At 45.2% G+C, this 26,355-nt stretch carries 27 protein-coding genes; 23 read left to right on the top strand and 4 right to left on the bottom strand.

Going from position 1 to position 26,355, the window contains the following annotated elements; translation table 11 throughout:
- From AMS66_RS33175 to AMS66_RS10750, 18 genes are all read left to right on the top strand, one after another.
- Nucleotides 1-1,473: S-layer homology domain-containing protein (locus AMS66_RS33175; RefSeq protein ID WP_201782161.1), on the top strand; the 1,473-nt coding region annotated here is incomplete at its 5' end.
- A 162-nt stretch (nucleotides 1,474-1,635) separates the two neighbouring features.
- Nucleotides 1,636-2,652, top strand: coding sequence for an ABC transporter substrate-binding protein (locus tag AMS66_RS10670; protein ID WP_236703353.1), 1,017 nt, complete (start codon nucleotides 1,636-1,638; stop codon nucleotides 2,650-2,652).
- Between the two features lie 243 nt (nucleotides 2,653-2,895).
- Nucleotides 2,896-3,936 carry an SPFH domain-containing protein gene (locus AMS66_RS10675; RefSeq protein ID WP_053780773.1) on the top strand — a complete coding sequence of 347 codons (1,041 nt, stop codon included), beginning with the start codon at nucleotides 2,896-2,898 and terminating at the stop codon, nucleotides 3,934-3,936.
- Entirely contained in the window at nucleotides 3,933-5,036 is a 1,104-nt protein-coding gene (locus tag AMS66_RS10680) for a diacylglycerol kinase catalytic domain-containing protein (protein WP_181014109.1), read from the top strand. The genes AMS66_RS10675 and AMS66_RS10680 overlap by 4 nt, the downstream gene beginning before the upstream one ends.
- An 80-nt stretch (nucleotides 5,037-5,116) precedes the next feature.
- Nucleotides 5,117-5,830 carry a response regulator transcription factor gene (locus AMS66_RS10685; RefSeq protein ID WP_053780774.1) on the top strand — a complete coding sequence of 238 codons (714 nt, stop codon included), beginning with the start codon at nucleotides 5,117-5,119 and terminating at the stop codon, nucleotides 5,828-5,830.
- Nucleotides 5,827-6,816, top strand: coding sequence for a sensor histidine kinase (locus AMS66_RS10690; protein WP_053780775.1), 990 nt, complete (start codon nucleotides 5,827-5,829; stop codon nucleotides 6,814-6,816). Before AMS66_RS10685 ends, AMS66_RS10690 begins: the two co-directional genes overlap by 4 nt.
- Nucleotides 6,817-6,996: 180 nt before the next feature.
- Nucleotides 6,997-7,767: an ABC transporter ATP-binding protein gene (locus AMS66_RS10695; RefSeq protein ID WP_053780776.1), complete on the top strand. Its 771-nt coding sequence runs from the start codon at nucleotides 6,997-6,999 to the stop codon at nucleotides 7,765-7,767.
- The gene (locus AMS66_RS10700; protein WP_053780777.1) at nucleotides 7,742-9,691 is read left to right on the top strand and encodes an FtsX-like permease family protein; all 1,950 of its coding nucleotides are present in this window, start codon (nucleotides 7,742-7,744) and stop codon (nucleotides 9,689-9,691) included. Before AMS66_RS10695 ends, AMS66_RS10700 begins: the two co-directional genes overlap by 26 nt.
- A 115-nt stretch (nucleotides 9,692-9,806) precedes the next feature.
- Complete coding sequence (locus tag AMS66_RS10705; protein ID WP_053780778.1) at nucleotides 9,807-10,538, top strand: ZIP family metal transporter; 732 nt, start codon at nucleotides 9,807-9,809, stop codon at nucleotides 10,536-10,538.
- A 188-nt stretch (nucleotides 10,539-10,726) separates the two neighbouring features.
- Nucleotides 10,727-11,335, top strand: a complete 609-nt coding sequence (locus tag AMS66_RS10710; RefSeq protein ID WP_053780779.1) for a hypothetical protein — start codon at nucleotides 10,727-10,729, stop codon at nucleotides 11,333-11,335.
- Nucleotides 11,336-11,369: 34 nt separating this feature from the next.
- Nucleotides 11,370-12,020: a hypothetical protein gene (locus tag AMS66_RS10715; RefSeq protein ID WP_053780780.1), complete on the top strand. Its 651-nt coding sequence runs from the start codon at nucleotides 11,370-11,372 to the stop codon at nucleotides 12,018-12,020.
- Nucleotides 12,017-12,577, top strand: coding sequence for a hypothetical protein (locus tag AMS66_RS10720; RefSeq protein ID WP_236703330.1), 561 nt, complete (start codon nucleotides 12,017-12,019; stop codon nucleotides 12,575-12,577). Before AMS66_RS10715 ends, AMS66_RS10720 begins: the two co-directional genes overlap by 4 nt.
- A 110-nt stretch (nucleotides 12,578-12,687) precedes the next feature.
- Nucleotides 12,688-13,440, top strand: coding sequence for an SMI1/KNR4 family protein (locus AMS66_RS10725; RefSeq protein WP_053780782.1), 753 nt, complete (start codon nucleotides 12,688-12,690; stop codon nucleotides 13,438-13,440).
- 3 nt (nucleotides 13,441-13,443) lie between these two features.
- Nucleotides 13,444-14,745, top strand: a complete 1,302-nt coding sequence (locus tag AMS66_RS10730) for a hypothetical protein (RefSeq protein ID WP_053780783.1) — start codon at nucleotides 13,444-13,446, stop codon at nucleotides 14,743-14,745.
- 44 nt (nucleotides 14,746-14,789) lie between these two features.
- Entirely contained in the window at nucleotides 14,790-15,401 is a 612-nt protein-coding gene (locus tag AMS66_RS10735) for an SMI1/KNR4 family protein (protein ID WP_053780784.1), read from the top strand.
- A 190-nt stretch (nucleotides 15,402-15,591) separates the two neighbouring features.
- Entirely contained in the window at nucleotides 15,592-15,780 is a 189-nt protein-coding gene (locus tag AMS66_RS33640; protein ID WP_162491042.1) for a hypothetical protein, read from the top strand.
- Nucleotides 15,781-15,899: 119 nt separating this feature from the next.
- Nucleotides 15,900-16,835: a leucine-rich repeat domain-containing protein gene (locus AMS66_RS10745; protein ID WP_053780786.1), complete on the top strand. Its 936-nt coding sequence runs from the start codon at nucleotides 15,900-15,902 to the stop codon at nucleotides 16,833-16,835.
- 263 nt (nucleotides 16,836-17,098) lie between these two features.
- Nucleotides 17,099-17,803, top strand: a complete 705-nt coding sequence (locus tag AMS66_RS10750) for a cupin domain-containing protein (protein WP_053780787.1) — start codon at nucleotides 17,099-17,101, stop codon at nucleotides 17,801-17,803.
- A 125-nt stretch (nucleotides 17,804-17,928) separates the two neighbouring features.
- Here the strand turns inward: AMS66_RS10750 and AMS66_RS10755 are convergent, their stop codons facing one another.
- Nucleotides 17,929-18,975 (bottom strand): aromatic ring-hydroxylating oxygenase subunit alpha, encoded by a 1,047-nt coding sequence (locus AMS66_RS10755; protein WP_053780788.1) that lies wholly within the window; start codon nucleotides 18,973-18,975, stop codon nucleotides 17,929-17,931.
- Between the two features lie 357 nt (nucleotides 18,976-19,332).
- Here AMS66_RS10755 and AMS66_RS10760 point away from each other — a divergent pair, with 357 nt between their 5' ends.
- Together AMS66_RS10760 and AMS66_RS10765 are read left to right on the top strand one after the other, a co-directional pair.
- Complete coding sequence (locus AMS66_RS10760; RefSeq protein ID WP_053780789.1) at nucleotides 19,333-19,779, top strand: carboxymuconolactone decarboxylase family protein; 447 nt, start codon at nucleotides 19,333-19,335, stop codon at nucleotides 19,777-19,779.
- Nucleotides 19,780-19,816: 37 nt separating this feature from the next.
- A complete protein-coding gene (locus AMS66_RS10765) occupies nucleotides 19,817-20,746 on the top strand; it encodes a sigma-70 family RNA polymerase sigma factor (protein WP_053780790.1) in 930 nt (309 codons plus the stop codon).
- Nucleotides 20,747-20,850: 104 nt separating this feature from the next.
- On the opposite strand, the gene AMS66_RS10770 is transcribed toward AMS66_RS10765, so the two are convergent.
- Both AMS66_RS10770 and AMS66_RS10775 read right to left on the bottom strand, forming a co-directional pair.
- Nucleotides 20,851-21,807 (bottom strand): hypothetical protein, encoded by a 957-nt coding sequence (locus AMS66_RS10770; RefSeq protein ID WP_053780791.1) that lies wholly within the window; start codon nucleotides 21,805-21,807, stop codon nucleotides 20,851-20,853.
- Nucleotides 21,808-22,102: 295 nt separating this feature from the next.
- Nucleotides 22,103-22,747: a spore coat protein gene (locus tag AMS66_RS10775; protein ID WP_053781037.1), complete on the bottom strand. Its 645-nt coding sequence runs from the start codon at nucleotides 22,745-22,747 to the stop codon at nucleotides 22,103-22,105.
- A gap of 131 nt (nucleotides 22,748-22,878) precedes the next feature.
- On the opposite strand from AMS66_RS10775, the gene AMS66_RS10780 reads away from it, so the two are divergent.
- The 3 genes from AMS66_RS10780 (at nucleotide 22,879) to AMS66_RS10790 (ending at nucleotide 25,289) form a co-directional block, all read left to right on the top strand.
- Nucleotides 22,879-23,412, top strand: coding sequence for a hypothetical protein (locus AMS66_RS10780; RefSeq protein WP_053780792.1), 534 nt, complete (start codon nucleotides 22,879-22,881; stop codon nucleotides 23,410-23,412).
- Between the two features lie 34 nt (nucleotides 23,413-23,446).
- Nucleotides 23,447-24,178, top strand: coding sequence for a DUF1361 domain-containing protein (locus tag AMS66_RS10785; protein ID WP_053780793.1), 732 nt, complete (start codon nucleotides 23,447-23,449; stop codon nucleotides 24,176-24,178).
- Nucleotides 24,179-24,263: 85 nt separating this feature from the next.
- Entirely contained in the window at nucleotides 24,264-25,289 is a 1,026-nt protein-coding gene (locus AMS66_RS10790; RefSeq protein WP_053780794.1) for a serine hydrolase domain-containing protein, read from the top strand.
- Between the two features lie 111 nt (nucleotides 25,290-25,400).
- Here the strand turns inward: AMS66_RS10790 and AMS66_RS10795 are convergent.
- Nucleotides 25,401-26,355: serine hydrolase domain-containing protein (locus tag AMS66_RS10795; RefSeq protein ID WP_082350660.1), on the bottom strand; the 955-nt coding region annotated here is incomplete at its 5' end.

Raw genomic sequence — 26,355 nt, forward strand, 5'->3', positions numbered from 1 at the left:
TCCGCTGCGAAGCTACATCAAAGTGATTACACAGCTGCAAGCTGGAATGTGTTTGCACAGGCACTATCTTTTGCCCGCGTGCTTATTAATGACGCAGAAGCCAGTGTACAGGAAATCAGTACTGCGGATACCGCATTGAAAGAAACGGTTAGCCAGCTTGTGCGGCAAGAGTCGACTCCGGGTCAGCCGTCACAGCCGGGTCAACCTGCGCAGCCTTCCACACCTGGATCATCGCAAAATCCTAGCAATCCTCCTGTAACGCCGCCTGTTGATTCCGGTAATTCAGGAGAACGTGGTTCCATTACTTTCAAAGGTACAAGTACGGGATCGGGCACATATGTGATTCAACCAGATATGAAGCAGTTGTCTCAAATGATCCAAGGAATGGCAGAAGGGAGCAAAAAGCTAACCTTGATTGCAGATGTTCCCAAGGATTCAAAAGCTGTAACCTTCCAGCTAAATGCCAACCTACTTCAAGAATGGGCACGTACTCAAGGATTACAGTCGCTGGAGCTGACCATGAAACAGACATCTGTCCGCATCCCATTAAGTTTATTGAAGGATGCTCGTAGTGAAGATGGGGCTACAATGGATGTCATTCTGGCCGAAGATTCCACAGCTAAACTGACTGAAGCACAGAAGAAAGCCATCGGTAACCGCAACGTGGTCAGTATTGATCTGCTTTTGAACGGGCAGCCGTTGCAGTGGACAGATCGATCCATTGAAATTGCGATGTCGAATGTGCAACATTCAAATGTAGAAGACGTTGTACTGGTTATCCAATCCCTTTTGCCGAATGGGGAAATGAAACCATTAACCTTTACTCAATATGATGAAAAGACCAATAGTCTGGCTTTCAAGCCACTTCAATCAGGCCGTTTCGTAATTACTGAAGTGCAGGTGCCTTTAAATGATCTGCAATCCTACTCCTGGGCCATAAAAGAAGTTCAGAATCTGTATGGCAAAGGAATCATTTCAGGCATGACAGATACCCGATTCAGTCCGCAAGCAGAACTGACACGAGCACAATTTTTGCAAATGATTATCAAGGGCATTGGAGAAGCACGCTTGCCGGATACATCCACTTCAGCTCCAATGGATGTGAAGAGTGATCAGTGGTATTCAGATTCCGTACGCCGTGGTCTGGAGATGGGAATTGTACAAGGCCGAGCAGACGGATCATTCGCAGCAAATGAACGTATTACCCGCGAGGATATGGCGGTGATGTTAAACCGTGCAATACAGGTCATGAAACAAAACGCCAGTGCAGCCGATAATTCTTCATCCAGTAGTGGCGAATTTAGTGACAACGCAGATATCGCTGCATATGCAAAACAAGCTGTTGCAGCAATGCAAGAGCAAGGACTGCTTAAAGGAATGGCAGATGGCTCGTTTGCGCCTAAACAGCATGCCAATCGTGCACAGGGGGCAGTCGCTGTGGCCAGAATGATGGAGCAGATCTATTCATTCTAAGTGTGAACATGATATAGGGATCGGGTCTTTATGGCTCGGTCTCTATGTTTATGTAATCAATTAAAATGGTAGACAGTTCGTAATCATTTCTGCTATGATTCCAATGATAATGATTACCATTATCACACAAAAAGCATTGAATTATAGGGGGACATCATGTTTATTTTTAAATCCAAATCAATTCTGTCCATTTGCATGTTATTCATTGTGTTTACGCTTGTTCTTGCGGGCTGCGGAAATGCAGGAAAGGCAACGGATGAAACAGGGAGCGGTTCAGGACAGACGACTGAGAATCAGGAATCTACTGGAACCGATACAGCTCAGAATGAATCAACGGAAAGTGAAACACGGGATTATGAGACGGATAAAGGGACGATTACCATTCCTGCACATCCGAAACGCATCGTGACCGATTACTACGGGGGCGAAATTCTGTCTGTAGGCGGTAATCTGATTGGTGTGGAGCCAAGTGCCTTTGATAATCCATTCATTAAGGACAAGCTAAAAAACACTACAGATGTGGGTTATCCGGTTAACGTGGAAAAGACGCTGGAATTACAGCCTGACTTGATCGTTGTGATGTATGATGATAACTACGAGGAACTGTCCAAAATTGCACCAACCGTGCATATCCCATATGGCACAGCGACAGATATCTACAAGACCGTTGAGCTGTTTGGTGATTTGATCGGTCAACCGGAGCAGGCGAAGGCATTCATTACCGAGTATGAGAAAAAGGCGGCAGAAGGACGCGAGAAGCTGAAAGGCATCGTGGACGAAAATACAACTGTTGGTCTATACGAGTTGACGGACAAAGGAGATCTGTGGATCTTTGGCGACAACGCAGGCCGAGGTGGACAAGTCGTATACAATGCTTTGAAACTCAAAATGCCGAGCAAGGTGAGCAAAGACAATCAGACCGTGCAGCTATCGCTGGAAGTACTGCCGGAATACGCTACCGATTACATGTTTATGACGGTGTACGATCCTGAGAAAAAAGGAGAGGCACTCAAGGAATTTAAAAAATCCAAAGTTTGGAACGGTCTGGATGCTGTGAAGAATCACCGATTCTTCGAGAATGATTTTGACACATTCTATCGATATGACCCGATTGCCATTACAGCCCAGATTGATTTGTTTGTTGATCTGATCACAAAGAGCGCTGAACAAAATAAATAACTAAGTAACAAGTTGCTTAGTTGCTTACTTCTAATGTTAAGCTAACAGCTTATCCCATTATGAGTTGTCATTACTGATTATAATTATAGAAAATCGACCTGCCTTAAGGATTCTGCCTGAGGTAGGTCTTTTTTTGATGTCAAAAGCAAAAAAAGTTGTTAATGTCATATTGACAATATCATATTCATTTGTTATCATTTCGATAATATCATAATGACAATATTGAGAAATGGGGAATGAGCGATGTTTGGATTCCGATTCGTGAAGTTTCAACCCAGTGAGTATGTAATGAAAGTGAAGAATGGTCAGGTGCAGCGTCAAGGTGTGGGTTTGTCCTTCTACTACTATGAGCCGACAACGTCGGTTGTAGTTTTGCCCGTATCTTCGGTGGATGTACCTTTCATGTTCGAAGAGATTACGGCGGATTATCAGACAGTTACCGTTCAGGGCCAGCTAAGCTATCGCATTGTTGATTATATGAAAATCACCCAAAGCTTGAACTACACGTACAATTTACGCAAAAACAGATATATCTCCGATGATCCTGGTAAATTGGATCAACGTGTGATTACAACTGCCAAGGTGCTGACCAAAAAACATCTGGAGCAGATGCTCCTGAAGGAAGCCATTCAATCGAGTGAACGGCTGGCAAGCAGCATGAAACGGGAAGTCGTGCAGAGTGAGGAACTGGAGAAATTGGGCGTAGAGCTGATGAGTTTGTCCATTCTTGCCATTTTGCCTAATAAAGAGACCATGCGAGCACTGGAAGCACAGGCGCGGGAAGAGATTTTGCGTCAGGCGGACGAAGCATTGTATGTACGTCGCAATGCATCCATCGAACAGGAGCGGAAAGTAAAAGAGAACGAACTGAACACGGAAATTGCCGTTGAGACGAAGAAACAGCAAATTCGAGAAACGCAATTACATGCCGAACGTTCGGTGAAACAGAAACAAAATGAGATGGAACAGGAACAGCTGCAATTCAATACGGCGATGGAGGAACGGAAACAACAGCTCATTGAATTGACGATTTTCAATCAGAATGCCGAAGCGGATGCCAAAGCCTATGAAATTGCTGCCGTAATGAACTCGTTACAGCATGTGGAACCTAGCGTGCTACAGGCGATGGCCAACATGGGTATGAACTCGGATAAACTGATCGCTCTTGCATTCCAGGAGCTGGCTGAGAATGCCGGGAAAATTGGCCAGCTTAACATTTCGCCGGATCTGCTGCAAGGATTGATGAATCCACCGACAAGAGAGCAGGGAGGTCGGGCACGATGAGACTTGGAAAGGCAAGCCAGACTGTAGCTGCAAATACTGCGGGAAATGAACCCATGACTGAATACAAGCTGATTTTGGTCAAACGCAGAACAAGGCTGGAAGAATTGGTGGTTCGTTATAATACGGTCCAACAAGCACAGTTCTATATTGAACGTCTGGGGGCGGACTTCAGTGATTACCTTGAGGAAGATAGACGTTATCATCATTCCGTGCATCAGGCCCAGCAGCAGCTCAGCCAACTGGGCCGGGTTCAGACCATTGATCGGGAACATGTGCCTAACTTTATTTTTGGAGCACAGGACATTGTAGTCGTCGTCGGACAGGACGGTCTTGTTGCCAATACGCTCAAGTATGTAACCGAGCAGCCGCTCATAGGTGTAAATCCTGACCCAATGCGTTGGGATGGGGTACTGCTGCCATTTACGGTGGAGGATCTGAGCTTCATCATTCCCGAAGTTATACGTAAACGTCGCTCTCTGAAAGAGGTGACTCTGGCAAAAGTGGAGCTGAATGATGGACAGTATCTGTATGGCGTCAACGATCTGTTCATTGGCCGAAAGACGCATGTATCCGCTCGTTATGAAGTTCGTATCGGTTCATCGGTAGAACAACAATCCTCCAGTGGGGTGATTGTATCTACCGGAATGGGATCGACGGGCTGGTTCAAAAGTGTGCTTGCAGGTGCTGCTGGGGTCGTTGGCTCGGAAGCATGGCAGAACATCCAATCGAATGAAGCATTCACCCCCGATAGAGGCAGCAGAAGCTCTCATTCAGGTCCGGAGCCTAAAGGGAAAGATTATTCAGAAGCACATATCCCTGTAACTGCATCTGCACAGGGAAGCATGACCAGTATGAATCACTTCGGCTGGGATGCGCCTTATCTATATTTTACAGTACGTGAACCCTTCCCCAGCCGGACGACTGCGGCCAATCTGGTGTTTGGACAGATTCATCCGAAACAGCCTTTGCACATTGTCTCCCAGATGCCTGAAGATGGCGTTATTTTTAGTGACGGGGTAGAACAGGACTTTCTCGAATTTAATTCCGGGGTGGAGGCCACCATTGGTTTGGCGGAGAAGCGTGGGCGGCTGGTCGTCTGACCTTTATTTCCAAACCGTTTCCGACTAGAATGGTAAACTAGATGTAGAAGATATGTAAGGGAACGGAAAGAGGGTTGACAATGCAATCGATATTGTTGATTGAAGATGATGCGAAGCTCGCAGGACTGTTGGCGGCATATCTGGTCCGGAATGGTTTTCAAGTGCAGATTGTGACTGATTTCCGTCATGTATTGGATGAATTTGTACAGATCGGTCCGGATTTGGTGTTGATGGATGTAAATCTGCCTCAGTTTGACGGCTATTACTGGTGCAGACAGATCCGCTCGCATTCCATATGTCCCATTCTATTTATTTCGGCTCGTGACAGTGGCATGGATCAGGTTATGGCGCTGGAGCATGGGGCGGATGATTATATTACTAAACCTTTTCAATATGAAGTAGTTCTTGCTAAAGTTCGGAGTCACCTGCGTAGGGCGTATGGGATGTATGCAGCTGTACAACCAGAAATGAAAGTGAAAAATGGCTCATTGTTACTGTACCCTGAAAGATATGTGTTGGAGTACGGTGGTCGTTCCGTGGAGCTGACACAGAAGGAATCCGTGTTGGTTGAGGCACTGATGGCCAAGACAGGGCGGGTAGTTAGCCGGGAACGTTTGCTCGAACTGATGTGGGAAGATCAGCATTTTATTGATGATAATACGTTGAATGTGTACATTACACGTGTTCGCCGCAAGCTGAAGGATCTGGGGGCTGAAGAGATTCTGGAAACTGTTCGCGGAGCGGGTTATCGGTTGCTTGATCTGGAGTCAGCTTCCCAGGGGGATCGACAATGAGACTTTTCTTAAGGGATCAGCTGCCCCTCATCGGATTTTATTTGCTGCAATTGCTGCTGGTCCCATGTGTATATTGGCTCTCAGGTGAGGATCGGCCCATGAGGATCGTTCTTTATGGCATATTGCTCAGTACAGTAGTATTAATCGTATTTCTGACCGTACGTTATTTCCAGCTCCACCAATATTACCGTGTGCTCCAGCATCCACAACGGCTGGTACAGGAGCCTTTCCAATCGCTTGGTAACGCTCCTGTGGCTGAGGCATTACAAGAATTGATGCATGAACTGGAGCGTAACCGTCAGAATGAGATCAGCCAATTGCGCAGTCATAATGAGCAGCAGGTTGTGTTCATGAACCGTTGGGTCCATCAAATGAAGACCCCATTGTCCATCATTCAGTTGACCCTGGAAGATGTGGAGGATACAACTGCAGGCAGCATTCAGGATGAGTTGGATAAAATACGCAAAGGGTTGGAAATGGTACTTCATTCTTCACGCCTGGAACAGTTCGAGGGGGATTTCCGTGTTGAGCTTCTGTCTCTACCGGAGGTGGTTCGAAGCAGCATAGCTGAGAATCGTCGTCTGTTTATTCGCAGGGGAATTACGCCGGATATCCGAATGGACAACGACCTTCAAGTCTATAGTGACTCCAAATGGCTGCGATTCATGTTTACCCAGATTTTGACTAATGCCGTCAACTACTCAGCCAGCAAAGCGGGTAAAAAAGTCGTGATTACCGCCTATATGAAAGAAAAGCGAATCGTATTGGATATTCAGGATCAGGGGATCGGCATATCAGCTGAAGATATTCATCGCGTGTTTAATCCTTACTTCACCGGAGAGCGGGGAAGACAGTATCATGAATCTACGGGCATGGGACTGTATCTGGTCCGTGAGATCAGTTCACGTCTGGGTAATCAGATTGAATTGTTCTCCAAACCGGACGAAGGAACACTGGTCAGATTCAGCTGGATGGATCGGAAATAGAGGCGCTTTGCCAAGGGCAAGGTGCTTTTTTTATGGATATGGAGTTTTTTCATAGAAGGGGAACATAACCTTAAACGCTGTGTAAGGAAAGTTTAAGGTAAATCGATAGCAGGGTTGTGGGAGGTCGTTTAGGATAAGGATATGAAAAACAAAGATAGTTTAGTTGGAGGGGAAACACCTATGGAGATGTTGCAAGTTTCGGCACTAAACAAAGTGTATCAGGGCAAAGTGCAGACTCAAGCCCTTAGTGATATTCATCTGACCATCAAGCAGGGTGAATTTGTAGGAATTATGGGACCATCGGGCAGTGGAAAAACGACTTTGCTCAATATGGTTTCGACCATTGATGAGCCAAGTTCAGGCAAGGTGCTGATTAATGGCATGAATCCGTTTGATATGAAAAAGAAAGAACTCGCCATGTTCCGACGCCGGGAACTCGGGTTTGTATTTCAGGATTTCAATCTGCTCGATACCTTAACCGTTGCTGAAAATATAGTACTTCCTTTGACGCTGGACAAGGTCAAGTTGAAGGAGATGGAGAGCAGGCTCAAGCGGATTACGGCTCAGCTTGGAATCGATCATATTCTGGATAACCGCGTCTATGAAATCTCGGGCGGACAACGGCAGCGTACAGCCATTGCCAGAGCCATGATTAATATGCCATCCATTGTACTTGCCGATGAACCGACAGGTGCGCTGGACTCCACATCATCCCAAGCCGTAATGGAATCGCTTGAACAGATCAACCAAGAAGAGAAAACAACCATTATGCTGGTCACACATGATCCGCTTGCCGCAAGTTATTGCCATCGGATTGTATTTATCAAGGATGGAAAGCTCGCAGCCGAAGTGCATCGTGGAGATAACCGTCAGACGTTTTTCCAGCGCATCATTGATACATTATCCTTCTGGGGAGGGAATTCGCATGAGCTTTCCTCAGTTCGCCTTTAACAACATTCGCCGAAACGGGCGAGCGTACATCGCCTTTTTTCTAAGCAGTGTATTCATGGTCATGATTTTCTTCGCGTACGCCATGTTTATCTATCATCCGTATGTTGAGAAATTGCCGATTGGCAAAACCACAGCAGCGGGAATGCAGGTTGCTTCAGTCATCGTGTATGTATTCGCGATCTTTTTCGTTATGTATTCCATTAGTGCATTTCTGAAATCGCGGAATAAGGAATTCGGTATTCTAACCATCTTGGGCGCGGAGCCGGGACAGATTCGAAGACTGGTCATTCTGGAAAATATGTTTATCGGATTTCTGTCCATTATAGCCGGGATAGGTGGGGGCATGTTATTGTCCAAGCTGTTCCTGATGTTAACCACCCGGTTTATCGGTATGGATGATCTGCCTTTTTATTTTCCTATAAAAGCGATGTTGATAACGGTAGGTGCCTTTTTATTATTGTTCTTTTTCATTTCCCTGTTCACACTGTTTTTTATCGGAAATAAACGTGCACTGGAACTGTTAACGGGAACGAGCAAACCCAAAAAGGAGCCTAAAGCTTCATGGGTGTTCTCTATTCTTGGGCTGGCGTTTCTGGCTACCGGATTCATTTCGCTATACAGCAGTTTGTCGAGTGAGAGCATTTTGATCGCTGCTGTGACAGGCATTGCAGGTACGTATTTTTTCTACTCGCAGCTCTCCGTGCTCGCCATTCGTCTGTTGAAGCGTAATCGCAAACGAATATGGCATGGGACACGATTGCTGTGGATTTCGGAGATGAGTTACAAAATAAAAGATAACGCACGCATGTTGTTTATGGTAACGGTGGTGATTGCGATCGCTTCCATGAGTGCAGTCGTCATTTTGTCGCTGGATCAGCAGAATCGACAAGTGTTTAGGGACAACCATTTTCCGATTCGTTATAACGTGTACAGCGCATCAGAAGAGCCTAACATGGCACCTGTCAACGAGGTTCTTGATGCTGCTGGTCTTCAATACCAGGATGCTTATCTGGAATACTTTTGGACAAGTACGGATGACAGTGGCATCAGTGTGATGTCTTTAAGTGATTTCAACCAGTTCAACGCAATCCAGAACAAACCGATTTATACTCTTGCATCCCATACCGGCATATTCATTGATTCCCGTAATATGGAGAAGTTTCGTCATCAGGAAAGATTTCATGCCTATGCCAAGGGTGATCAGCTTACGCTGGATATGAACTCAGGGCCTGTTAAAATCGATGTTAGGTACACTGAAATTGAACCGGAATTCAACGGTCTTCTGTATACATCAGCTCTAGTTATTGTAAATGATGAAGAGTTTAAAGCCCTTGCCGGACAATTGGACAAAGATGCTGTTTCCGGTAAATACCTTTATCATATCCCTTCATGGGGGGGATCGGTGCCCGATCGGCAATCATCTGAAGTGATGGTGAGCGATCGGCTGGAGGGCATGGATGAAATCATTAGAAATAGCTCTAATGATAAAGACTTTTCCGGCTTTTTCACGACACGATATGCTGACTTCGAAGAATTCAGACAGACGACGGCACTCTTTACCTTTCTGGGCATTTTCATCGGGCTGATCTTCTCGATCTCTTCAGCCAGCTTTCTGTATTTCAGACTGCATACGGATCTTGAAGCAGATGGGAAAATGGTGCATTCTCTCTCGAAAATGGGTCTTAGCTTTCAAGAGATGAAACGATCATCAACGATCCAGATTGCGATTCTCTTTTTCTTCCCGATTCTGATCTCAATCATTGAAACCCTTGTTGTGGTCAAACCGTTTTTGAAGGAATTCGGTATTACGGAATATACGGTGCCTGTGTTAACCGTGTTTGGTGCGTTTCTGCTCGCGCAAACCTTCTATTTCTTCGTTATTCGTTCAAGATATATATCTTCACTACGTAAAATGATGGTTTAGTGTTAGCGGTTTTTTATTGTTTTTCATTCACCAGGTCATGTCCCCTGTTTTTGTTCTCTATGCTCCGGTTAATGGAGTGATAGATCATATATGAACATGAGAGGGGTCATCCCGGATGTGGACTGCATTCATGTGGGGCGGCATCTCCGCCTCGGCTGTTGTCATTGGAGCACTTGCTGCGCTATTTCTGAAGATTCCCAAACGAGTTATAGGCTGGATCATGGCTTTTGGTACAGGCACCCTGATTGGTGCGGCCGCATTTGAACTGATTGGGGATGCATTGAATGATGGGGGAATTGTGCCGACCGCGATTGGATTTACCTCAGGGGCCGTTGTGTACACCCTGTTCGATTTGCTCATTTCCAGTAAAGGGGGAGCAGGGCGCAAGCGTTCTGAAAACGCGGGGAAGGGAGACTCCAACCAGAGTGGACTTGGCATTTTTGCAGGGACGGTAATGGATGCCATTCCCGAATCGATTATGCTGGGAGCCAGTCTGCTCACCGGAAATGGTGTCAGTGTGGTGCTGGTTGTTTCTATCTTTGTCAGTAATATCCCTGAGGGTCTGTCCAGTACGGTTGGACTTCAACGCAATAAATACTCTCGATCCAGGATTATTCTTTTGTGGCTGGGCGTGCTGATCATCTCCTCACTTGCAGCTTTGGGAGGATATCTGTTCCTGGAGCAGCTCCCCGATGAGATGGCTGCGGCTATTGGAGCATTTGCGGGAGGAGGCATCATTGCGATGATCTGCTCCACCATGATGCCTGAAGCATTCGAAGAAGGCGGGCCCGTCGTAGGCTTTATTGCTTCGATGGGACTGCTGGTATCCCTTTTGCTTGACATTTGATCGCTTGAGTTGAATATTGAAAAAGAGTTCCTTTCAGATGATGATCTGGAGAGGTGCTCTTTTTTTTTTCGTTGTGTTTCCTTGTGCTAAGTACAGGAGTTACATATAATTTTAGGTAGAACAACTGGGAAATGTTGAGTGGTTACTCTCAGCAATTGCCAACATGCAGGGGAAAGGCGGGAACTGAAATGAAACGTTTCGAAGATGAAGGGGCTTATAAATACAACTTCTACGCTGTTCTTCGTCGGGGAGAGCAGGTCGATGTGAAATGTAAACATTGCGATGGGCACGCCTTTATTGTAAAAGAAAATGATCATCTGGTATGGAAATGTTCACAATGTTATACTCATCGAATTCAAGAGACGGAATATCAGTACAATGCCAAGAACAATTGCGTCCGATGTGAGCGCTGGTTCAATGTTGAAGTGACAGATGAGAAAAAGATACCTCACAAATCGTCACATATCGAATGCCCGCACTGCGGGACTGTTAATCATGTCGAACTACATAAAAAGCCTGCATACAGCGGGTATTATCCCGATATTCGGGATGGGCGAGATCCTGTGTTTGATATGGAATTGTACTTTCTGGACTATGTCAGAGGAAAAGTGGTATGGGCCGTTAATCGGGAGCATTTAAACTATCTGATTTCGTATATTTCAGCTGATTTGCGTGTAAAGCCTGGAAACATACCTTTGAAGACGGCTTCCCACACCATCCCTGCGTATATCAAGAACGCCAAGAACAGGGAGTTGGTGATCCGCACGTTGACCAAACTTCAGCACACGACAGGATGAACCGGTAGAACACGGGTCGCTAAGGAGGATGATCATGAAATTTCGTTTAAAGATCACCATATTTGCAGTAATTATAGGCACGTTACTCATTCCAGCCTATTTCATTTTACAGACGTATGGTGTGTTTCAAAAAGAGAAGGTACTCTCTGACTATGCTCTTGCTGTAAACGTGAATGGGAAATCGTATGAAGCATGGCCGCTCATCAATAGTTTCGCTGCCATGGATAAGGAGGAAGACAACAGGCAGTTATATTATCGAGTAGACATGAATCATATCCAATACCTTTTTCACATCGCTTATCAGGAGTTTGATATTCGACCCAGTGAAGACAATCCCTATCTGGCGGGTACAGTGAGCTATCAATCCACGGAAAACGAATATGTGAAATCCGAAAAGCAATATACCAATGCCAAAGATTATACAACAGTGTTAAATTTTTATAATCAGGACAAAGAGGTGATTTATACTTATCAAGATACCGGAAAAGGGGATGGACAGCTGGTACAATCCATTATTCATCAGGGAATGAGTCGTTCCAGCAATGGCGGCAGTGAAGCTGCTCGTGATCCTTATATCAACGTTACGGCTTTGTTCCATGATAAGTTAGACATGGATGTGAAGTTGGATGTTGATGAAGAGCATAAAGTTGTAACCATTCGAATGAATAAAGCGGAGGCGAGATGATGAATTTGTTTGGTGTACATAAAGGACCTACATATTTGGAAGGGTTGGTTCGGGAAATTCAGGATGTGCAGACGCATGAAGTAGAATGGAAAGGCAAGTTGCAAGCACGGGATGGACATGACAAGTTCCATATTTTTTATTATGGTGACTTAACCGAAGATGATCTGATAACCTGGCAGGATTCGACACCGCTCATCGTATATGCGGAGCACACCGTAACAGGAGAACGCTACTTACTTATCGATTCAGCCAAACACGGTTATGATGCCATGTTGTGTGAGACATATCCAGCGGAAGAGCTGAACAACAGGCCTGTACGGCCCTATTTGGATGTCGAAGGAGAAGATATTTTTGAGGTACAGCTCACTGCATTTTATAACGTGCCGTGGGATGAGGAGTTCGGGGAAGATGTGGACGAAGACGGAACCTACGAATTGATTACGGGAGAGAGTATGGATTTTGAGCAGGTGAAACGTGACGGTTATGATGCATTTGCCATTAGCATTGTAAACCGCAAGGGTGTTATGACCGAAATTGTGCAGGAAGAATTGGCTTAGCCTGATTGAATTGCTGAAAGAAAGAATGAATGATCGTCACTGCCGGATATGGGGCAAACGATTTTCATAAACGGAATGTTGGACGAAACGATCGTAGGGAGATGTCGTGAATGTATATTGTATCTCGTGCGTTAAAGCCCGTACCCGCTAAGGAACTGGATCATTTTGAAGAACAGCATTCCATCTCGTTGCCTGCGTCTTATCGCCAATGGCTGGAACAATACGGGGAAGGGACGTACACAGGCTGGATGAATGTGCAGCGGCCGGATCAGGAGGTACTGAAACCTTTTGCTGAATATGATTTTTGGATTCACGCGGAGGATACACCGGTTACACAGGATCAGCTCCAGGAGTGTATCAGTATCGGCAGTTCGGTGGATGGTGATTTTCTGGCGATTCATCCAGATGTGAAAGGATTGCTATGGCTCCCACGTCATGATGAGCATATAATCTTGTGGACGTGCTCAGAAGCTGACTTTGGAGAGGCACTGGACCGGATCTATTGCGGATATTACCGCCAGGATAAAACGCTAGCTCCGGCGTACTTTGAACCCTGGAATGAGCTGCGAAACCACACGTTCTACCACTTGGTTAACGTCGAGCACGAAGACTCCATGAAAGCACTGGCTGAGTTGTGTAAGAGCAAATTCAAGTGGGATGCAGTGCTGGAAAATGAGTACACATGTAAGCTTTTTATGGTCTCCATGGGTGGATATTTACGCTTTAATTATGCGAATGGCAGGGAAATTGCGCTTTTCTATGAAGAGATGCACGGGACGGAAGGTGCAAGGGATCACGATCTGGATCAATTTTTGCTGGCACATCGCTGTTCAGTCGTCAATAGAGGTGGAGTGGAGGAATAAATATTGAGTTGGTTGAAAGAAGACATTGCAGAAACGTGGCGGAGTGAAGGCAAACGATACGCAAAGGATGTTAATGCATTTGTACGCAGAGGCATGGCAGGAGAACAAATGGACGAATCGGAGCTGGAGGCGGATGGCAGAGCCTCGATTAGTACTGAAGTCTGGAATATGGTGAAGCAAGCCAATCTTCAAGGGGATTTGGAACGGCTTCGGCTTGAACTGCCTGCTGCAACGTGGCCATTGAACGAAAATTTTCAATCTTCCATGCAGGCCGTGCGGGTAGTTGGTTATTTGGACGCGGAAACGATTGTATTCACAATCGGCACTTTCACGGAGAATGGCTGTGTATATACCGCTGATCAGGATGGATGGTTGCCTTTCTCTGAGTATACCTTTGCAGGTTGTTCACCGGATGGTGTAGACTATGCGCTGGCCGGATCGGAAGGTATTCGTATCATCAGACAACCTGATCGCCATCTGGTAGGACAAGAGATTGCAGTATATCGCTGGGAAGATATCCAATCCAGTATTCAGAAGGCTTTGCCGCGTATCGAATCCCTTGCTGACTGTGAGCATCCAGAGCGCACACTTGAAGGACTCATTCCATTTAATGATGGAAAATCCGTTCTTATTTTCTCCAATTATGGGATCTATCTGCTTGAGCAAGACCAGGTCTCCCTGCTGCACCCGGATCTTGCAGAGATTGAAGAATATGAGTTGGAAGACACACAGATTGATATGGGACATGCGGCGGTCTCACGCGACGGTCGCTGGATTGCCTACGGCAGTCAGGTGAGCAACCATATGGTCCTGGATCGCAAACAGAATAAGACGTATTCGCTTTATCCTGAATCCAGCTATCCTCATTATGCGGTATTCACCACCGATAGCTCGAAGGTATGGTTTAATGCATGTCACTTTTATAACGGTGCTACAATACAAGTTCAGTTGGAAACGATTGATAGTAATGAGAGTAAGGAAGATTGGCCTGTAATGGATGAGAATGCCCGTGTTTACGCTGCTGTGGAAACAGATGCAGGCATGGTGCTTGGGGATGCATACGGATATTTATATTGTGTGAATGTTGATGGGAAGGAAGTGTGGAGACATTGTGTAGGCAGCACCATCTATTCCTTGGCGAGCTCTCCTGACCAGTCCAAGCTTGCAGTGGGTACGTTCGGGGGCATGCTGCATGTCCTTGACCTGCATTCTCAAGAAATGGACAAATACGGGATCGGTACAGGAACTATCCGTGAGCTTGAGCGTTATGTGTTATGGCGCGGAGAAGAACCTGTACGCTGGTAATTCCAGCAATTACTTGATCTCAGATGAACAGGGAGGGATGCTTCATGACACCTGAGGCTAGTGCAAAATGGAATGAAATGTTCGATGCGCTGAATGAGCTCCTGAATGAAAAAATCCAAGATGACGAAATTCGACAGCTATACGAGGAGTACCAGCATCGGGAGGGTGCTTCTGAGCACAGCTTAGCCGCATTGGAAACGGAGCATGGCTTCCGGCTGCCGGAGGATTTCCGTTCCTTCTATCAGCGTAAGGACGGCAGTGGTTATGCATTTCATATCTTGTATCCGGGTGATGCGGAGGCAGAGGAATGCAACCCGTTTTATCTGATGTCATTGAAGGAAATTCGGGAAACCAAACAATACTTCTGTGAAGTAGATGAGAAATTGGATGAGTACTATTCTGCGGAAGAGATCAGTAAACTGGACCCGGAGATTAAGCCCTACTTATTCCATAAAGAGTGGATTCCTTTTGCAACGATGGCGGGAGGCTCCCTGTATTTGATGCTTGATTTTGATCCGACAGAGAAAGGAACCTACGGGCAAGTGATTATGTATGTGCATGATCCGGACTTTATTTATTATGTATCTGAGACGTTTACAGACTTGCTGGAAGTGTCCAACCGTAATCTGAAAATCATGGATGAAATTGAGTATTGAGCAGGGAGTATATTCCATAGTTAAAACACAGGAACTGCCGGAAGCAGCTCCTGTAAGTGATCATTTTACCATTGAAAGAAACGATGGCCGTGGAAACCTCCGCCAGGTCCACCAGGACCCCCTGGTCCTCCAGGCCCTCCTCCATGAGGTCCTCCGCCATGAGGACCGCCAGGATAGCCGCCTCCAGGGAATGGGCCGTGTGGTCCGCCTGGGTAGCCACCACCCGGATAGCCACCGTGCCACCAAGGACCACCGATCGGAAATGGCAGTGGAAACGGGACGAAGGGTGGGTATGGATATGGATAAGGGTAGGGATAAGGTGGTGGTGGATAATAAGGGTAAGGATAACCCGCTGGTTGCGGGGATGAAACAGAACTAGGGCCGTACGCCATGTTGCATGCCTCCAATGACTCAATTGATGATATTAGCCTATGCCACGATGTAAACAGATGATACAACGGATTTAACATAACGAATCAAGCGCAGAGGGGGAGATGAGTGTTGACCGTTTCTTTTCATACTGATCCAAGAGGCACTGCCTATGAACAGTTGATTGACGAATTGATCGAGAAGACTGATCGTTTTTTACTAGTTGACAGAGGACGGTACAATGAAGACGAACCACCAGGGGTTTCAAAAGTATTGCGAAGACTCCAGCCTTACCTTATTGAAAGCTGTACGATGGAAGAAATGATGATGCAAAGTGGTGCCATGTATTCAGAGGGGATCTATTACATATATCGCTGTACACAGGAATCAGGGCAGATACTTAAGGAAGAAGCAAAACGTTTTCATGACTGGTTGTACCCATCACTGCCGGATGATCTTTGTTTTTTGAAAGAGGATGGAAGTGATTATTTCTTTAGTGTTGCTCATGAGAATATATATGGAATGCATATTACCCAAGAAGAGGCTAGCGAGTTGATGGAGCGGATCACGGGGTTATTCTTTGATTTGCATCGGCATCGGGACGTCCAATGTCTACTGAATGATGCAATCAAGCATCAGACCGACATTCTGAATATCAGTTCACATGGTCTGACCGAGATTCCTGAAATGATTAGGGAATTGAAGCATTTGAAGCAGTTGACGATTTTTGAGCAGGATCTGTACACTCTTCCTCCAGCTCTTTTTGAACTAACATCTTTGGAGAGAGTGGAGATCATGACATTGGACCTGGAGTGTATTCCTGGAGATATCGGGAAACTGAAAGAACTTCGAGAGCTGAGAATATATTGTGGTAGTCCTTTTGCTTCTGTACCTGGATGGAGGCCCAAGCCGCAATCGGAGCTGGGATTGAAGTGTATTCCGCCTGAGATTGGTGAACTGAGCAATCTCAAATATCTGGAGATTGTTTATTCCGGTATACGAGAGTTTCCTTCCGAACTGGTGAAACTTAAAACCTCAGGGCATTGCTGGTTACGAATTCCTTAATTGATGGGACACCAGATATCGTTACACGAATGAACTGGTTGGAGTATGTGGACTTGATGAACATTCCGCTCGGTACCAGTTGGCAAGAGGTTTGGAACATGAAAAAAGACAAATAACCAACAAACCCCGATTAGGCTTTCTGCGTCAGGGTTTGTTTAGATAAACGGGCCTTGGGCATAAATGGGCTCACGCATAGAAGCCCAGAGCATAAGCTGGCGTATAGGTTATCACCTAAACCGAGAGCGAAGGGCAGGCGTTTTATTTTGGCAACTTCCTATATGGACTATACCTTACCAACCACCCAATTTACATTTGACGTTAACCAGAATCCTTTCTTCAAAAAAGACGGAAATAACTATATTAACTTTCTCTCCATTCATCAATTAAACACATTGGGTAACGTATCCTTGCTGGATATTTTTCTTAGTACCGGCAATGTGGTTGAACCTCATATTCATCAAAATGCATCCGAGCTGGTTTATTGTATCAGTGGTTCAGCCGTCGTTTCCCTTATTAACCCGTTTACAAATACGTTGTTAAACTTTACGATTACCCCGGGCCAAGTAGCAAATGTTCCGCAAGGCTGGTGGCACTATGAAATTGCAACGGTAGATCAGACCCATCTGCTGGCTATCTTCGATGCCCCGGTTCCTGAAGCTATATTTGGCTCGGACATTTTACGACTGACACCTGCGAGTGTTCTGGCCCACACGTATTGTCTGGATGAGAACAAGGTGAAGGAAACGCTTGCTCCAATTCAAAAAACGGTAATCGTTGGACCGCCTGTGGACTGTGTTACTCAAGTTTCCCCGGCCACAAACATGCCACACCCGAATAGCCAGCCTAACGCACAGCCGTATGTGAATCGCCTTCCATATTGGGGAACATGGGTTGATCCCCGTATTATTCACGAACCAGGCTGTCCGTATTATACAGAACTTCCTGTAAGCACGAGTAATCAAGGGTAAGTCACACAGATAGGCATATCATAAGTGGGATCAACCCCAGTACATTGTCACGAGCGAAAGTGTAGCAATTATAGAAAAAGAAGCGTTCGTATGAACACTTCTTTTTTTGTTCATTTTTGTTCAATTTATGATGTGTAATTTCGTCCCAAACCAAGTTCTGTCAATAACTGACGATAAGCGATAGAGGTACGGTCTGCGGGAATGTGCGCTTCTGCATGCAGATCCAGCGGCAAATCCTCTGGCTTTTGTGATTCCACCATTTCACGATCTTCCTCAAACACCTGCAAGTTAAACTTGATTGTATCTTCTATCGGAGCATCCTTGTCAAAGTTACGGGTAATCGGACAGAACAACCGCGTAAAACGTGCTGAGATGGGAGAGGCACAGTTCAGAATGTTCAGCTTGTCGTTCTCCGGGAAGTGAACGGTAAGTGATGCGGCGAATGGCGGAAATACGCGGAATTCACGCAGCCACTGAAAACCTTCGGGTGCCACATTATCCTGACCTTTGCCATAGTTGCTAACGGAACTCCAGTATTCGGCAAGCAGTTCATTGCCTTCGCGTTTTACTTTGTATTGGGGCACTTCCGTGTTGTTTCGGTCCCCGAACGTCTCGGTATGCACGTAGGCAAAATGGGATACATCCAGAAATCCTTCCATTTGACGCCCAGCAGAACCTGCGATATCAAAGTTCGGGGGCAGGATGTTGATATAATCCGGATCATCCCATCCCGGGAATGCAGGAATCTGCTCGTCGGTACCGGCGAGTGAAGTCCAGATCAGGCCATAACGTTCGACCGCAGGATATACGATAAGTTTCAGTTTGGGAGATATTTTGGAGCTTGGGTGTGCAGGAACTACGGTACATTTACCCTCACAGTTGTAATGGAAACCATGATAAGGGCAGACGATTTCTCCATTTTCTACCCAACCTTTACTGAGCGGAGCACCACGGTGAAAACAAAGATCCTTGGCAACTACAACTTTGTCGTTGCTGCGATACAGGACCAAGCGGACATCAAGCAATTGAGCGGCCAGTGGTTTATCTGTCACCTCCCTTGCCTGGGCAATCGGATACCAATATTGAGATAATACATGCCAGTCTTCAGCGGAGAACGTGCAGCCGCGAGGCAGTTCGGATGTAAGTTGAGGATTGGAATTGGAAGTTATCATGGAAGTCACTCCTTGCTAGGATAATGAATCGTTCATTTTTTTATGTTAGGAAAGTTTACTTTGTAGCCGTATGTTACTACTCTTTTGTTTCGTGTATCAATATGTATAATCATTATTTGTTCAAAATCACAAACAAAACATCAAATAGCTAACATAAACACGGAATTATCAGTTTATACATAACGCTTTACGTGAACTATATTCATGCCGGGCAAGCTCCACGCAGATTAATCATCTTAACTTTTTCAAGCTAAATCTGTGCCCGAATATGCTGAAGAAATTTTTTATAGAAAAATGTCACAGATGTGAGCCTTGATTTGTCTTAAGGTTGTAGACCAAAATACGGAGGCGAATGCAATGAGTTTAAGAGTAAACTATAGAGTGGCTAATCCAGGGGCTTTCAAAGCAATGATGGCTATGGAGCAGCATGTTTCGGGTCAGTTTGAAGATAAAGTGTTATATGAGCTGTTGAAAATCCGTGTATCACAAATCAATGGCTGTGCGTTTTGTCTCGATATGCATGCCAAAGATCTGTTGAAGCTTGGAGATTACGCCGATCACATTTTGCTGCTGAGTGTGTGGCGTGAGGTACCTTTGTTTACGGAAAAAGAACGTGTTATGCTGGAACTGGCTGAAGCCGTAACCCTTATTTCGGATCAAGGCGTGCCACTTGAATTGTATGAAAAAGTGAAAGAACATTTCAGTGATGCCGAACTGTTGGATCTGATTCTGGCAATCAACACCATTAATAACTGGAACCGGATTGCGATTACAACAGGGATGTATCCTGGCTGCTTTAATTAAGTAAACATTCGATCATCTGCCAGAGGAGGCCATTCTCATGAAATCCAATTCCCTCACCAATGAGCAAGAAGTGTCTTCTCTGGAAGTTGGTGAATTGTATATTCGTTACAAAGCCTATGCCTTTTCCATTGCTTATCGCATGCTCGGCAGTGTTGTGGAGGCTGAAGATATTGTACAGGATTGTTTTGCAGAGCTGCAGAGCAAGCCCCTTAATGACATCCGTAATCCCAAGTCCTATATTGCAAGACTGGTCGTAAACCGAAGTTTGAATCTGCTAAACTCTGCCCGCAATCAAAGGGAAAGTTATGTTGGGGAATGGCTTCCTGAGCCAATGAGTGACGGTGAAATAGCGAACATTCCGGAGGAAACTATGCAGCAGAAGGAGATGATTTCCTACGCTTATCTGGTTATGCTGGAGCAGCTGTCCTCCATGGAGCGTGCCGTTTTTGTACTTCGTGAGGCATTCCAGTATGAATATACGGAAATAGCGGATTGGCTGGGTAAATCAGAGAGCAACTGTCGTCAGATCTTTAGTCGGGCCAGACGCAAACTGCCTGATAGACTTCCACCGATGGAACAGAGTTCTGATAATTATGCTGCAAAAGAGCAATTGCTTGCCCGTTTTACAACGGCTTTTCTAAATTATGATGTCTCCGAGATGCTGGATTTGTTGGCCGAACAACCTGTATTTACTGCAGATGGCGGTGGGCGTGTGCATACGGTCATGAGAACGATGAGAGTTCGCAAGGGCGTACTGGCTTTGTTGACCTCTCGTCGGGTGCTTACCCGATTACGAGAACGAGAGTGGGTGCCCACAGTTATCAACGGAGAGTCTCACTTTGCGTTATTGGAGAACGGGCGGTTGTCCGAAGTGCTGTGTCTGGAGCTGGACTCTCTCGGAGAACGGATTGAGGGATTCTATCTCGTTGTGAATCCAGACAAACTTACATCAGTATCGACGACATAGTACAATATTGGAACGGAATGGAATAAGAAGTCTTAAAGGCAAGCAAAAGCGGCACACCTGTAAAGAGGATGCCGCTTTTTTTACTTTGGACCGGTTACACTCATTTAATCATTAGCAAACAGGTTTTCAACATCTTCAATGATTTCTTTAATTTCCGGGGTAAGTTCGTCATTGTTCTCATCGAGAAGATGTAAAATCTTCTCCACTGTATCCAGAAGGACACTCTTCGTATTGGGCTCCCTATTTGCCACAGCCTTCTGGTATGCTTTTTTCACTTCTGGATCGATAGTACGAATTTCTTCTTCCGTGTACCAATCATAGGTGGGAGAGTTATCACTTCCATAAAACAGGTAACCAACGTACAGTGAATTCTTGACTGCTGACGCACGATTAGAGCTTGGAAAGTTATTCAGGAAAGCCTCCTTCTCTAGAGTACGCCGGATGAGTTCATCCCAGCTTATGATAAAGGCCGCATCGGAAGTCGTGGACTGGTTGGATTCCGCAGCCATAATATCAATGTAAGCAACAATGTCAGGTTTCACGTAGGGCTGAAACTTTTTGTACATCTCATAATTGATAATGGGATAGTACAGACCTTCACTGGTTTCCAGTTTGAATCCCAGATCGGAAGCTTCCTGCAAGAGTTTGCGAACCATCGGATCTTTAATCACTTTGAGCAGACTGCTATATGTAAGCTTTTGTTCATAACCTATGTTGGAATGCGCTTCGTAAAGAACTTTTTGAAACAATTCTGTATACATTTTTTGATCCAAGTCAGCCAGTCTGATCTTTTGCAAATTTTCCAGTTGAAGGGTCATCAAAGTGGACTGCCAAGGGCCGACTTCATCGATATGATTCAATAGATATTTACGTGCCTGAACCAGGCTGGGCGTGGATTTCACTGCATTTTTTGAATAGATTTGAAATTGATGATATACCGCTTTGGAAGCTGGAACAGGCGCAGCCAACGTGGTTGGGGATGATGTCAATGTCGCACCAATAGCCGTAAAGCTTAGGGTAATGGCTAGAAAACCGAGCTTAATAGATGGCTTCAATCGCATTCAAGTACCTCCTCTGTTACATAATGAGTAGTTGTGATCACATATGTATTTATATTGTTATGAGCGGAATTAGATCATGATGCAGGTATTAGAGATGTTATGGATCGGTCATAGATGTACAGGTTTTATTTGATTGAACCAGTTTCTGGTAAGCGGATCAAGTATGATTCCCTTAAAAATGTGTTATCCAAGGTTTGCTTCAAAAATCAGGTGATTCATGAAAAAACAAAGAACAGCATCTTACAACCCTGGATGGGTTGAAGATGCTGCTCCTTATTCACCTACACAATTTAAATTAATGAAGATGCGGTTTATTGTTCTTTGGCATCTGAGGTGCACCGTTTGCTGCAACGTATGCCTGAAGCATCTGTGTGGTATCATTTGCATCCAGTTGAGGAACTTGATAATAGGCATGTTGATTTTGATACATAAAAATTTCGTAGGCCATCTCGACAAACTCTTGCACCTGCGAAGCGATGACTCGGCGTACGGCTCCATTTGTAATTTCAGGAGCAGACATGGCCAGCAGGGAGGCATGTGATTTGATCAACCCCAGCATATGACCACTGATTCCGGCATCTTTGACATCGGAAAGGGATTGATTCGGCTTTTTCGGTGCGGACGGCTTAAGGCCATATATAGGAGGAACGATATTTGGAATCATGTAGGTTGCCGTCTCCTGATGCGGTTTTTGTCCAGTTGAGAAACATTCTGCAGTCAGATTATATTGGGACAACATGAAGTTGTATTGACGATCAAGAATACTAAGAAGTTCAGTGTCTTGTACAAATGTCCTGAAGATCATGTATTGATCCAACACGTTGATGGCTCCTGACAGAATTTCATGCATATCGAACATTTCATGTCCGCCATGGTTCATCTGAGGGGTGAGACCTGGATTTGCATTAGTTGTAGGTTGCATTTGGTTTTGGGGTTGCATTGAATTTGGATTCATTGTGAATTTGATTCTCCTTTGGGAAGTGGTATGATCCTAGTATGGTCTTCAACAGTAAATTTATGTAATGTGTGTAGGTTATAAACGAAAATAGAGACAGGTATGGTGGTGGTTGGATGGAAACCGATTGGAGTGTTCCCAAAGGGTTATTCGTTAAACATTATGGGAGCGCTATTCAAATGCATCATGGTGGTGTTTTTGCAGAATATAAACAATGGGATGTGCCGCAAGAGCTGGAGCAGTCATGGATGGAAGAAAGGATACATCAGTTAACTTCTGAATTATCCATCATGAACTGGGGCGCAGTTGATGAGCTTACGTCGATTGCCAGATATCATGCGAATCCGCTGATTATCGCTGCAATTACAGCCTTCGTATCAAGACAACTGACGAGTGCGGACAGTATGGTGCGTCTGGTGTATGCGGAACGTCTGATTGAGTTGATTAAGCGGTATGAATCCATTATTCCGGTGGATAAGCTTCGTGAAGCCTATCAACTGACAATGAACTTGTTGGAGGATGTAGCAACCAAACCGTTGGTGCTTGATCCGGGACATGAACTAAAGCAATATGGGTTAAAGGATAAACGTGGACTGAATCTACGTGTGGAAAAGAACAAGGAAGAGATTATCCGCTATTTTCGGAACTGAATGTATTTCATTGGATCAAGTGAGGTAAATATCATTGAGAAAACTGAATTATATCAAAATATTTATTTTCCTTAGTGTGGTCACGATGGTGACCCTAGGTTTGTATTACGCGGCTGCGGATTGGCTGGATCAGCGCTATTTTCGCTTCCTTATCTGGAATCTGTTTTTGGGCTGGATTCCTTTTGTATTCTCCTATGTGGCCTATGGCTTTAGCCATGTAAAATGGAAAGGGGCAACATGGTTTGCCGTTGCAAGCGGACTGCTCTGGTTATTGTTCTTCCCGAACTCTTCCTACATTGTAACGGATCTTGTTCACCTGACGGCACGCAGTTCCCGCTATTATGGCGGAGGCAATGGATTGGACTACAAGTACTGGTATGATTTAATTGTGGTTTTGATGTTCGTTTGGACGGGTTTATTGCTAGGATTCCTGTCGATGTATCAGCTTCAGGAAGTGATCCATCACAAACTGGGACGATGGGTTTCATGGATCTTTGTGCTAGGGGGTTGTGCACTGGGTAGTTACGGTGTTCTGCTGGGACGTGTATATCGCTTGAACAGCTGGGATGCGTTAACCAATCGAGAGACGCTGGTTGAACTTATGCATGAGAGTGTAAGTCGTCCATCGCTGGCTTTCTGTATGTTCTTTGGCATGTTTATTCTTACGGTCTACGCAACGTTATACTATCTAATTAATACGAGATCTTCCCGTGATAGGAAGACGGAGGTCGGAAGTTCAGAGGCTGATCTGCAAGGCTTGCGGTAATGGACTGTTTAACATTGGAACAATAACGTGATTGAACAGCATCTGAGCATGGAAATTGAATTAGAAGAAGTTAGGTGAACGATGAATGAAGCGTATAACGGATCTAACTCGCAGAATAACAGAAGTGATGGAGAACGTTGATTTTTCGGGCGTAGTTTTGATAAAACAAAACGGGCATACACTATTAAGTACGACTCGTGCATATGCCAATCGAAGTGATGAACGTTTGAATCAGCCAGATACACGGTTTGCCATTGCATCTGGATGCAAGATTTTTACGGCAGTGAGTATATGCCAATTGATTGAACAAGGGAAATTATCGTATGATTCCAGATTGGCAGATGTCTTGAGCATTAAGTTTCCTCTATGGGATCAAGGAGTTACAATTCAGCAGCTGTTAACACATACTTCAGGCATCCCGGACTATTTTGATGAAGAAGTGATGGAGGATTTCGCTGAGTTGTGGAAGGAACGGCCCGTCTATTCGATGCGGCAATTGAATGATTTTCTGCCGATGTTTCAGCATCGGCACATGAAATCAGCTCCGGGTGAACGGTTCCATTATAATAATGCGGCATTTATCGTATTGGGCCTCATTGTTGAAGAGCACACGGGGCAGTCGTTTACGGACTATGTAGAGCAATATATTTTTATAAAGTGCGGCATGTTGGATTCGGGTTACTTCGAGACAGATCGTCTTCCCCGTAATACTGCGATCGGATATATGGATCAGGAGGACGGCTCGTGGACAAGTAACATTTTTTCCATTCCTGTTAAGGGTGGGGCTGATGGTGGAGCTTATACAACAGCGCCGGATATGATTCGTTTCTGGAATGCGTTATTCAGTAATGAACTGTTGGGCGAAGAAACAACGGGAAAGTTAATCATGCCATATGTTCATGAGGATGATGAAACCTATTATGGGCAGGGGATCTGGATTGATCGGAGAGGGGAACAGTTATTTAAATATCATGTGATGGGTTTCGATCCTGGCGTGTCGTTCATGTCTTCCGTATATCCAGATCACAACGTGCAAGTTGTTGTCCTCTCAAACAAAGAATCGGGTCCTTATCCCATAACCTTTGCTGTGGAAGAGGTTCTGGTGAGATGACCTTGGTCTGAGGATTGATGTTAAGAAGTAATTGAATAACCCTATAGTTACCGGTGAATGCCGGGTAAACTATGGGGTTATTTTGTATGATCCACAACTTAAAGAAAAGGTCTATAAGAGTTTCGCCAATTGGGGTGCAATCCGTTTGGGGAACACATCCAGCGGCGGTTTTTCCTTCTTTCGTTTGTCATTGGTGAGCACGGCAACGAGTTCCAGATCCGGGACGATATATACAAATTGACCGCCAAATCCACGGGCGTAGTAATAATGGAGTATGGGAGTGGGCTGTTCCGCAACCTTAGCTTCTGAAGTTTCGTTGGTATAGGCATCCACCCACCAATGCCAAGCGTAACTACCATGATTGGGTGGAGTAACTGTAATGGCAGGTTTTGTAGAGCGACTAACCAGATCAATTGAAATTAGCGACTGCCCGTTCCACATGCCTTGTTGCAAAAACAGTTGCCCGAATTTCAGCAAATCCTGAGGCAACATCTTTAAGCCGAACCCCCCAGTATGCACACCCTGTGGGTCACTTTCCCATTCATAGTTTTGGATCCCCAAAGGACCAAATAGATAACGTTCCGCGAACTCGGCTACGGACATACCTGTACTTTGCATGAGGATGGCAGACAATATTTGTGATACCCCCGAATTGTATTCCATATATGTACCTGGCACATGACTTAATTGTTGTTCCAACGCAAATTTCACCCAGTGATCCGTACGTGTCATGCGCGGAAATGAATTCTGTCCTCCGAATTCGTCCCAGTTGAATCCGGCCGTCATCGTTAATAACTGCTCTAACGTAATCTCCGGTTTACGGGAGTCAGGGTCTGACACCAACTGCGGGAAAAAGGTGGAGATTGGAGTAGGAGCTTTGGACAGCCACCCGTGATCCATCGCAATACATATGAGTGCGGACAGCACACTTTTGGTACAGGAATTGATTTTTGCAATATGAGTTGCTGCTTGTTGATTGCGGTAGTGCTCGTATATAAGCTCACCACGTACGCTGACTAAGCAACTACGCAGATCCAGCGGCGGGATGGTTTGCTGTAACATGGAT

This window comes from Paenibacillus xylanivorans (genome assembly GCF_001280595.1).
Taxonomy (GTDB): Bacteria; Bacillota; Bacilli; order Paenibacillales; family Paenibacillaceae; genus Paenibacillus; species Paenibacillus xylanivorans.

Bases quoted from the DNA above. Each gene is read 5' to 3' on its own strand.
- AMS66_RS10695 (WP_053780776.1), top strand. From the start codon at position 6,997: ATGGAGATGTTGCAAGTTTCGGCACTAAACAAAGTGTATCAGGGCAAA.
- AMS66_RS10760 (WP_053780789.1), top strand. From the start codon at position 19,333: ATGAGTTTAAGAGTAAACTATAGAGTGGCTAATCCAGGGGCTTTCAAA.
- AMS66_RS10690 (WP_053780775.1), top strand. From the start codon at position 5,827: ATGAGACTTTTCTTAAGGGATCAGCTGCCCCTCATCGGATTTTATTTG.
- AMS66_RS10705 (WP_053780778.1), top strand. From the start codon at position 9,807: ATGTGGACTGCATTCATGTGGGGCGGCATCTCCGCCTCGGCTGTTGTC.
- AMS66_RS10715 (WP_053780780.1), top strand. From the start codon at position 11,370: ATGAAATTTCGTTTAAAGATCACCATATTTGCAGTAATTATAGGCACG.
- AMS66_RS10700 (WP_053780777.1), top strand. From the start codon at position 7,742: ATGAGCTTTCCTCAGTTCGCCTTTAACAACATTCGCCGAAACGGGCGA.
- AMS66_RS10755 (WP_053780788.1), bottom strand. From the start codon at position 18,975: ATGATAACTTCCAATTCCAATCCTCAACTTACATCCGAACTGCCTCGC.
- AMS66_RS10685 (WP_053780774.1), top strand. From the start codon at position 5,117: ATGCAATCGATATTGTTGATTGAAGATGATGCGAAGCTCGCAGGACTG.
- AMS66_RS10770 (WP_053780791.1), bottom strand. From the start codon at position 21,807: ATGCGATTGAAGCCATCTATTAAGCTCGGTTTTCTAGCCATTACCCTA.
- AMS66_RS10735 (WP_053780784.1), top strand. From the start codon at position 14,790: ATGACACCTGAGGCTAGTGCAAAATGGAATGAAATGTTCGATGCGCTG.
- AMS66_RS10765 (WP_053780790.1), top strand. From the start codon at position 19,817: ATGAAATCCAATTCCCTCACCAATGAGCAAGAAGTGTCTTCTCTGGAA.
- AMS66_RS10680 (WP_181014109.1), top strand. From the start codon at position 3,933: ATGAGACTTGGAAAGGCAAGCCAGACTGTAGCTGCAAATACTGCGGGA.
- AMS66_RS10725 (WP_053780782.1), top strand. From the start codon at position 12,688: ATGTATATTGTATCTCGTGCGTTAAAGCCCGTACCCGCTAAGGAACTG.
- AMS66_RS10780 (WP_053780792.1), top strand. From the start codon at position 22,879: ATGGAAACCGATTGGAGTGTTCCCAAAGGGTTATTCGTTAAACATTAT.
- AMS66_RS10710 (WP_053780779.1), top strand. From the start codon at position 10,727: ATGAAACGTTTCGAAGATGAAGGGGCTTATAAATACAACTTCTACGCT.
- AMS66_RS33640 (WP_162491042.1), top strand. From the start codon at position 15,592: ATGGGCCGTGTGGTCCGCCTGGGTAGCCACCACCCGGATAGCCACCGT.
- AMS66_RS10775 (WP_053781037.1), bottom strand. From the start codon at position 22,747: ATGCAACCCCAAAACCAAATGCAACCTACAACTAATGCAAATCCAGGT.
- AMS66_RS10720 (WP_236703330.1), top strand. From the start codon at position 12,017: ATGATGAATTTGTTTGGTGTACATAAAGGACCTACATATTTGGAAGGG.
- AMS66_RS10790 (WP_053780794.1), top strand. From the start codon at position 24,264: ATGAAGCGTATAACGGATCTAACTCGCAGAATAACAGAAGTGATGGAG.
- AMS66_RS10675 (WP_053780773.1), top strand. From the start codon at position 2,896: ATGTTTGGATTCCGATTCGTGAAGTTTCAACCCAGTGAGTATGTAATG.